The organism is Nitratidesulfovibrio liaohensis (assembly GCF_011682075.1).
Lineage (GTDB): Bacteria > Desulfobacterota > Desulfovibrionia > Desulfovibrionales > Desulfovibrionaceae > Cupidesulfovibrio > Cupidesulfovibrio liaohensis.
The window spans coordinates 1-8,720 of the sequence record NZ_VSMK01000041.1; the positions used below are offsets into that span (position 1 = coordinate 1).

An 8,720-nucleotide genomic window follows, 5' to 3' on the forward strand; every position below is an offset into this window, starting at 1 on the left:
CACAGGCGGCCAGAACGATGCGCGGGCGCGCCCCGCAGGCGGCCACGCGCGCAACCAGTTGGTCGAGGCTGCGCGGCCCCTGCCCGCCCGTGTGCGGGCCCTGGCAAATCTTTGCTTCAGTGGTCAAACCGGCATGCTCCGCTGGAGATGGACGTCGTGAACGGGAAAGGGAAAACGAGGCCGCACTAAAGAGGGGACGGCGAGAACATCACTTCAGCAGGGGTGGCAAGTTTGCCGTAGCGCAAGGAAGACGGCGTTTCCGCGATGGAAGCGCACTCTTTGGTGCGTGACCGGAGCGGAAACGGCGGCTGACGCAGCGATCCGGCAAAATCGCCGCCCCTGCTAGTCGTCGTCGCCGCGCTTCATGGCAACAACGCCAGTCCTCGCCAGACTGCGGATGCCGAAGGGGCGCAACATGCGGATGAAGCCATCCACCTTCTGGGTGTCGCCGGTCATTTCCACGGTCATGGTTTCCTGGCCCATGCCGATGACGCTGGCGCGGAACACCTCGCACACCTGCATGATCTGGGTGGTGGTCTCGCGGGTCACGTCCACCTTCACCAGCACCAGTTCGCGGTCCACGAAGTCGCGGCGCGAAAGGTCCTCGACCATGGCCACCACGTCCTGGGCGCGCAGTTCGTCGGCGATGGATTCCAGTTCGGCCTCGTGGTCCTCAACGGTCAGCACGAGGCGCGAGACGTCGAAATCCTCGGTCTCGGCGCAGGATATGGAACGAAAGCTGATGCCCCGGCGCCGGAAGACGTCGGTGGCCTCGGCCACGGCCCCGGCCCTGTTTTTCACCAGCACGGACAATGTATGTTTCATGGCGGCGCTCCCGTGTATCGATGGGGTGGAGCATAGCGCGACGGTGGCGCTTCGCGCAACGGCTTGACCGGATATTGGCAATGCGTGACCGGCGGCGAAGCAGGCAAGAGGACGCTGGGCGCAGGCGGCATATCGCCACGGTTGCCAGCCGGACGGCGCGGACCTATCTATGGCTAGCCATCGGCAGACGGCGTGCTCCCCCGCCGCGCCGCCCGTTCCGGCCACACCGCCTTGCCCGCAGCAGGAGCCGCCATGACCTACCGTCCCGAACCCGACGAAGAATTCAGCCCACGCGCGGAACACGCCCGCATCCCATACGCCCGCAAGCGCACCACGCTGCGCACCATGCTGCTGTGGCTGGCCGCCCTGTGCGTGGCGGCGTACTCGGTGCAGGCCATGCTGCCACGGGTAGCGCCCGACATTGTCAGGGCCGCTCAACAGACCGCCGGGCAGGCTACCGGCTGGCGCGACGTGCCCCCGCAGGAAGCCGCCGCCATCATGGAACAGCGCCGGGGCGACGACGCCTTCATGGTGCTGGACGTGCGTACCCCCGGAGAGTTTTCCGAAGGCCACCTGCAGGGCGCGCGGAACATCGACTTCACCTCGCCGGAATTCCGTGACCGGGTTCGCTCGCTGAACCGCAACCGCACCTATCTCGTCTACTGCCGGTCCGGCAACCGTAGCGGCAAGGCGCTGGAGGTGTTCCGCGAACTGGGGTTCACGTCGGTCCTGCACATGGACGGCGGCACGCTGGCCTGGAACGCGGCGGGCCTGCCGCTGGAAAAGTGAGACCCGACCCGTCCGGCCCCGCTCCGGTCACGCTCCAATTCCACTCCAGCCCGGCACGAAACGGACGGCGGCCCTCCCGCTTCGGGTGAACCGCCGTTTTTCATGCCCGCAGCCTGCATCGCCATGCATGAATGGCGCAACAGCATCAGACAGCAACAGCACACTGCCCCCCCGGCTGCGGCGACTCCCGACCTGCAGCCACCATCCGCAATGATTCCGTCCTGATAGAAAAAACAGGGCATTGCCCTCATCCTTCCCCCCTTGTGCGCCATTTTCCCGCGCATGCACTGGCCGCTTGCCTTCATGGCATTCGCCTGCCCCACGCACTGCAAGCCCCGCCCCGGCATGCACTTCCGCAGCGCCGCACTCCGCGTCCCTTTCGAGAAAAAACTGGACACCTGCCTCCGGAATGGCGCACACCTTACATAAAGCAGCACTCTCACCAGCGCATTCCCCTGCCCGGCAAAATGGTCCGCCATGCCGGATTTCCGTATCATGAACCGCGCCACCCAGGCCCGCGACGCCACGGGGCACACTCCACCCTCGCGGCAACGCAGGCAGACAGCCCCGCTCGACACTCAACCGGCACCGCAAGGAGATGCCATGTCCAGACATACCCCCCCGCTCACCCGTCGCACGTTTTTGGGCGTGGCGGCCGGCGCCATCGTCAGCATCGGCCTGCCCGGCACGTTCATGGTGCTTGCCGATCCCGCCTGGAGCGCCACGGAGAAGAAGTTCAGAAAGGACGGCAGGCCGCGCATCCCCCCCGGACAGGCTCCCATCGAGTACATTCCGGACATGGGCGGCACGCCGGGGAAGGCAACGACCACGAATTGGCAACTTCGCATCCACGGCGAGGTCAACAAACCCGTGACACTCTCTTTCACGGATTTTCTTGAATTCGAACAGGTTGATACCACCTGTGACATCCATTGCGTCACGGGCTGGACATTGCTGGATTCCACATGGACCGGGGTTCGCCTGTCCACCCTCGTGGAACATGCCCAGCCAGCCATATCCAAGGGTTTTCTGGTCATCGAGGCGGCACGGGGCTACACCACAAGCATCCCCCTGACGGAAGCGGCAAAGCCCGACGCCATTCTGGCGTATCGCCTTTTCGGCAAGCCCCTGCCCGCCGAAAATGGCGCGCCGGTGCGGGCCGTGGTGCCGGACAGGTACTTCTACAAAAGCGCCAAGTGGGTGGAAGGCCTGAAAATCGTCAGCAAGGACGAACCCGGATTCTGGGAAACGCGCGGGTACAGCAACTCCGCCGATCCATGGAAGGAGGAGCGCCACTAGAGGGCGCCGTCACCAACCGCCAGGACAATGGCAACGCGCAACAACCCTGGGGCGTCGCTACGGGATAGTCGCAAACCGGGTTTCACCGGCCACGGCACCGGGCCCGCCGATCCGTGCATTTCGGGAGATGCGCGGGGCATCGCGCCCGGAAACGCGAGGCACGCGGGCGCTCACCCGCGTGCCTGACGTGCCTGCCAGTCCAGCCGCTGCCCGTTCACCGCTGCCAGTACGGCCACAGCCAGTGCGGGGCGCAGCAGTTGAACCGGGCAGGCAGGTTCCCTTCAGCAGCCTTCGCCAGTGCCGCGACACCCGCCCCCGGCACACGAGGCCTTGCCCACGCCGCCCTTGCGACCGCGCAGCGCGGCGGTGTTGCCGTTGCCGAAGACCACCTCCAGCGCATCCTCGATGAAGCCGGAGGCTTCCACCGGGCGCACCCCGGCGGCCACCAGTATGCCTTCCGGGTGCGCGCCAAAGGCGGCGCACAGCAGGGCGCGGCAATCGCGCAGGGTATGGGCCACCTGCTTCCAGCGTTCCGGACCGCAGCCGGGCCTGGGCGCAAGGCGTTCCTCCACCAGATAGAAGCCACTGGCCCCCTGCCCCCAAATCTGGAACCGGGCGGCCTCGCCCAGGTGCTGGTTGACCAGCATGCCTTCGCGCGTGGCCACGGCCACGTAGGGGCGCTCTGCCTCTTCTGTCTTGGCGGCGGCGCAGGCGCGCAGGGTTTCGGCCATCTCGGCGGACTTGTCCTCGTGCAGCAGGCCCACGGCATCGGCGCGGCAGCGCTTGCAGTGGGTCATCTGCGAAATGTGCCCGCCCGCGCCCTTGCGCGCCGCGTTGACTGCGGCGGCGTCCGGTTCCGGCAGGTGGGCCAGCGGGGTATCCGCCGTGGGCTTCAGCGGGATGATGTTCTGGATGGTGGCCCCCAGTTCGCCCACCACGCGCGCCACCTCTTCCACGTGGTGGTCGTTCACGCCGGGCACCAGGATGGTGTTCACCTTGACGATCAGGCCGCGCTCCACAAGGCCGCGCACCGATTCCAGCTGGCGCGCAAGCAGCAGTTCCGCCGCCTCGCGGCCACGCCAGACCACCTTGTCGTCGCGCACCCAGGAATACAGCTTTTCGCCGATGGCCGGGTCCACCGCGTTGATGGTGACGGTGACGTGGGTGACGCCCAGTTCCTTCAGCCGGTCCAGATGCGGCGGCAGGCCAAGGCCGTTGGACGAGAGACAGAACAGCAGTTCGGGATGCCTTTCATGGATCAGGCGCAGCGTTTCCAGCGTTTCCGCAGGGTTGGCCATGGGGTCGCCGGGGCCTGCGATGCCGATGACGGTGATGCGCGGGTCAGCGGCCAGCACCTTGTCCACGTACTCCAGGGCCTGGCGCGGCGAAAGCACCGCGCTGGTCACGCCGGGGCGCGATTCGTTGACGCAGTCGTACTTGCGGTTGCAGTACCCGCACTGGATGTTGCACCTGGGCGCCACGGGAACATGGACGCGACCGCAGGACGAGGCGCTGTTGCGATCAAAGCACGGATGGCCGGGAGGAGTGGTGCGCAGCGGCTTCATGGCGGTCTCCTTCGCTTTAAAGCGTATCCCCGAATGAGGGATTTCGTTCGTCGGCCAGGAAAACGAGCCTGGCATGAGGGAGTATACTCTTGCGCTATTCGACCGATATGGCAGGCGACGTTTGACGCCGCCTACGGGCGAAAGACCCATTCGGGGTCCTACAGGTAACAATAGCCGACGGGGCTATCACTCTGGGTCTTCTCGATGACGGCGTTGACGATGCGGTCCATGAGGGCCTGGGCACCGGCGTAGCCCACGTGCAGCAGGCGGTGGCCGCCGAAGCGGTCGTGGATGGGAAAGCCCGCCCGCACGAGGGGGATGTTCCACTGCCGGGCGTAGCGGTAGCCCTTGCTGTTGCCCACCAAGAGGTCGGGCGAAAGGCCTTCCGCCGTGTCCGCGATTTCCTCGAAGTCCGCGCCCTCGATGACCGTGGGCATTGCGGGCAGCATGCCTTCGGTGACGGCGGCGATGGATTCGGCCAGATGCGCCCCGCGCGTGCCGGTGGCGGCCAGCACGGTGTGCACGCCGATCTCGGTCAGCAAGGAGACGAGGCCGATGACCAGATCCGCCTCGCCGTAGACCACGGCGCGCTTGCCGGACACGTACTTGTGGCCGTCCACCAGGGCATCCACGAACCGCCCGCGCTCCAGTTCGTGCCTGCGGGGCAAGGGCTTGCCGGTGACGGCCTCCAGCGCGGCGACAAGGGCGTCGGTTTCGCGCAGGCCGATGGGCAGGCCCACGGCGTGCAGCGGCAGGCCGAAGCGTTCGTGCAGCACCCGCCCCGCAGTGGCCGGGCCAGCGGAGCCGGATGAGCCGGTGGAACCGGATGAGCCGGATGGACCGGTCGGGGTCATGGCCAGCGAGCGGCCGCATTCGATGACCGCCGCCGCCCCGGAAAGGGCGCGGATGTCGGCCAGCGGGGTGCCGCCTTCGGGCAGCGGGGTGTAGTCTTCCAGCGCCGGGCCATCCAGCGGGTCGGACAGGTCGGGCAGAATCACCACGTCGCTGCCGAAGTCGGTGACAAGGTCGCGCAGGTGGCGCAGGTCCGCCGGAGAAACGAAGCCGGGCAGCAGGGCCACCTTGCCGTGGGGTTCCACCCGCTCCTTGGCCAACTGGTCCACCAGGGCGCGCACGGCGGCGTTCCAGCCTTCCATGTGCGTGCCGTTGTAGCTGGGCGTGTGCACGTGGACGATTTCCGGCAGGCCGAGATCGCCGAATTCGTTGCGGAATTCGCGCAGGTAGCCGCCCACGTCATCACCGATGGTTTCGGTGAGGCAGGTGGTGGCAACCCCCACCAGCGCGGGGTCGTACTTCTTCATGACGTTGAGGATGCCCTTCTTCAGGTTGGGCCCCCCGCCGTATACGGCCTGCTTTTCTCCCAGCGAGGACGAGGCGATGTCCATGGGTTCGCGGTAGTGGCTGATCACGTAGCGCCGCATGTAGGTGGCACAGCCCTGCGAACCGTGCAGGAAGGGCACCGCGCCCTCCACCCCCCGGAAGGCCAGCATGGCCCCCAGCGGCGTGCACAGCTTGCAGGCGTTGGTGGTGGAAACGAAGTCGGGGCGCTTGGGGCGCGGGGTCTTGCCGGGCTTGCCGCCGCCGGTGGAGGGGGCAGCCTTCAGGGCAACCGGCGTCAAGAGAGCCGCCGAGGCCGGGCCGCAATCGTCAGCATCAGCTTCCGGCGCTTCGGAACAGCCGCAGCCGTCTGCACAGTCGTCAGCACAGCCGCCATCGGCGCAGCTACCGCCGCAGGCGCAGGAGCCGGACACGGCATCGCTACCGGCACACGTGCCGTCGAGTTCAATCAAATCAAGCGTCATGGCACACCCCCTATGCATCCGCGCCAGCGGGGCTGGCGGCGCGCCTGGACCGGCGGGGCACGAACCGCCAGACGGGACTCATGACCGAGGCGTGCACCTCGCGGGCGAAGTTGTACATGCCCTCGAAACCGGCCAGGGCGATCTTGCGTTCGTGGTTGTGGTCGCAGAAGCCCACGCCCAGCTTGTGGGCGATGGGGCGTTCCTTCACCCCGCCCACGAACACGTCCACGTCCAGCTCACGCACATAGTGCGAAAGCTCCAGCGGGTTGGCGTCGTCAATGATGACGGTGCCGGGGTCGCACACGGTTTCCAGTTCCCGGTATTCTTCCTGCGTGCCGGTCTGCGAACCCACCAGCACCACGTTCATGCCGATGTGCCGGAAGGCCTTGATCAGCGAGAACGCCTTGAACGAACCACCCACGTAGATGGCGGCGCGCTTGCCGGAAAGGTCGCGCCGGATGTCGCGCAGCCGCGGCATGAGGGCGGCCAATTCCTCGCGCACCAGGTCGCGGGTGCGTTCCACGATGCCGGGGTCCACGGATTCGAAATGTTCAGCCACGGCGTAGAGCGAATCGGCCATGTCCTCGATGCCCAGGTACGACACGCGCAGGTGCGGAGTGCCGTATTTTTCCTTCATCATCCTGGCCAGATCCATGGTGGACCCGCTGCACTGCACCAGGTTCAGGGCCGCGCCGTGGCAGCGGCGGATGTCGTCCACCCGGCCATCGCCGGTGATGTTGGCCACCACCTGGATGCCCATGCGCTCCAGGTACCCGCGCACGATCCAGATTTCGCCCGCCAGGTTGAAGTCGCCGAGAATATTCACGGAAAGGGGCGAAACGCTGTCCGTGGGCGCGGTGCCCACCAACTGGAACATGGCCTTGCACGCGGCAAGGTAGCCTTCGCGCTTGTTGCCCTTGAAGCCTTCCGACTGCACGGGAATGACCGGGATGCCCTTCTTTTCCGACATCTTGCGGCACACGGCGCCCAGGTCGTCGCCGATCAGGCCCACGATGCAGGTGGAGTAGACGAAGGCGGCCTTGGGCTTATGCAGGTCGATCAGTTCGTCCAGTGCGGCGGCCAGCTTCTTTTCGCCGCCGAAGATGACGTCCTTTTCCTGCAGGTCGGTGGAAAAGCTCAGGCGGTGCAGTTCCGGCCCGGACGAAAGCGCCCCCCGGATGTCCCAGGTGTAGGCGGCGCAGCCGATGGGACCGTGCACCAGGTGCAGCGCGTCGGCGATGGGGTACAGCACCACGCGCGAGCCGCAGAACACGCAGGCACGCTGGCTGACGGCCCCCGCGAGACTCTCGCGGTTGCAGGCCATGTCGATGGGACCCTGCCCGGCGCGGTGCACCTGCTTCTTCCGTTCGTCCAGAAGATCCGCGTCGCGGCATGCTGCCGTGGCGGTAACGTTGGGTGCGGTTGCGGTGGTCATGGTCTTTCCCCTTTGTCGTAGCTGCGCGAAATCTTGTGTTGTCCGGCTGTGGCGTTTCCCGCTGTTCCTTGCGGACCCCCAAATAAAAAGTTTGCGGGGGTGGGGGGGCCGGGGGAGGGGGAGCTTTCACGCTCTGCGGTCGCCATCCGTAAGGCTCGCAAGCTCGCCAACGGCTGCCGCAAAGCTCCCCCTCCCCCGGAAAAGCTTTAGTACATCAGGTAATCGGCATTAGGTTCGCCGCCTTCGATGCCGTCGAGGATGGCATCGATGGCATCGTGGCTGTCCACGCCCTTGAACCACCAGTTCTGCGGCTGCACCACGAGGACGGGGCCTTCCTCGCAGGCCTTCAGACACCCGGTGGCGGTGACCAGGATGTCCAGGCCGCGATCAAGGATTTCCTCTTCGAGGTACTGCAGGAACCCGTCGGTCTGCTTGAAACAGACGCCCTTGGGTTCGCCCTTGTGACGGAAGCTCTGGCATACGAGAATCTGATGCGTCGGCTTGGGCATGGTCCTTCCTCTCCCTTGCAATACCTAGACTGTGCGGCCCTTGCCGCGTTTCCTGCCTTTCTTGCCACCCCCGTAGAGCACGTCCACGAGGCCCTCGATGTTGTCTTCGGTCTGGATGACGCGCAGCCCCTTGCCCGCCAGGTATTCCACGGGCCGCTGGCCCGCGCTGGACACCAGCAGGTAGGCGCAGTCGGACAGGACGGCGGCCAGCGCCTCCCAGCGGGCGTCGCCGGAACCGGCGGGCGGGGCCGGGCGCACGCCCAGAAGTTCCACGGGACCGGTCATGCGATCGGCAGAGGGGCCGGACGCAGGACCATCCTTGGGCCCGTACACCAGAAACTGGCGGGCGTGCCCAAGGTGTTCGTCCACGTCAAAGCCGTCGCTGCTGGCCACGGCCACGTACGGGCGGTCGCCGCCGGGCAGCGGCAGGCCGGAACCGGCGGTGACGGCCACGGGTTCGCCGCATCCCGGGTCCGTG

Annotated in this window: 8 protein-coding genes; 2 read left to right on the plus strand and 6 right to left on the minus strand. The window is 66.6% G+C overall.

All coding sequences use genetic code 11. The features are described 5' to 3' along the window. Window positions 1-342: 342 nt before the first annotated feature. On the minus strand, window positions 343-825 hold the full coding sequence (gene ilvN, locus FVW27_RS01855) for an acetolactate synthase small subunit (protein WP_116308146.1): 483 nt from the start codon (window positions 823-825) through the stop codon (window positions 343-345). Window positions 826-1,077: 252 nt separating this feature from the next. Here ilvN and FVW27_RS01860 point away from each other — a divergent pair, with 252 nt between their 5' ends. Both FVW27_RS01860 and FVW27_RS01865 read left to right on the plus strand, forming a co-directional pair. Next, window positions 1,078-1,614, plus strand: a complete 537-nt coding sequence (locus tag FVW27_RS01860) for a rhodanese-like domain-containing protein (RefSeq protein WP_243838149.1) — start codon at window positions 1,078-1,080, stop codon at window positions 1,612-1,614. Between the two features lie 603 nt (window positions 1,615-2,217). Beyond that, window positions 2,218-2,913 carry a molybdopterin-dependent oxidoreductase gene (locus FVW27_RS01865; protein ID WP_167122238.1) on the plus strand — a complete coding sequence of 232 codons (696 nt, stop codon included), beginning with the start codon at window positions 2,218-2,220 and terminating at the stop codon, window positions 2,911-2,913. Window positions 2,914-3,194: 281 nt separating this feature from the next. Here the strand turns inward: FVW27_RS01865 and nifB are convergent, their stop codons facing one another. From nifB to FVW27_RS01890, 5 genes are all read right to left on the minus strand, one after another. Beyond that, window positions 3,195-4,478 carry a nitrogenase cofactor biosynthesis protein NifB gene (gene nifB, locus FVW27_RS01870; RefSeq protein ID WP_167122240.1) on the minus strand — a complete coding sequence of 428 codons (1,284 nt, stop codon included), beginning with the start codon at window positions 4,476-4,478 and terminating at the stop codon, window positions 3,195-3,197. A gap of 158 nt (window positions 4,479-4,636) precedes the next feature. Continuing rightward, the gene (locus FVW27_RS01875; protein ID WP_243838150.1) at window positions 4,637-6,298 is read right to left on the minus strand and encodes a nitrogenase component 1; all 1,662 of its coding nucleotides are present in this window, start codon (window positions 6,296-6,298) and stop codon (window positions 4,637-4,639) included. 10 nt (window positions 6,299-6,308) lie between these two features. Further along, window positions 6,309-7,733 carry a nitrogenase iron-molybdenum cofactor biosynthesis protein NifE gene (nifE, locus tag FVW27_RS01880; RefSeq protein WP_167122242.1) on the minus strand — a complete coding sequence of 475 codons (1,425 nt, stop codon included), beginning with the start codon at window positions 7,731-7,733 and terminating at the stop codon, window positions 6,309-6,311. 206 nt (window positions 7,734-7,939) lie between these two features. Then, window positions 7,940-8,242, minus strand: coding sequence for a (2Fe-2S) ferredoxin domain-containing protein (locus FVW27_RS01885; RefSeq protein WP_167122244.1), 303 nt, complete (start codon window positions 8,240-8,242; stop codon window positions 7,940-7,942). Window positions 8,243-8,266: 24 nt separating this feature from the next. Further along, a partial coding sequence (locus tag FVW27_RS01890) for a NifB/NifX family molybdenum-iron cluster-binding protein (RefSeq protein WP_279586588.1) occupies window positions 8,267-8,720 on the minus strand: 454 nt, incomplete at its 5' end.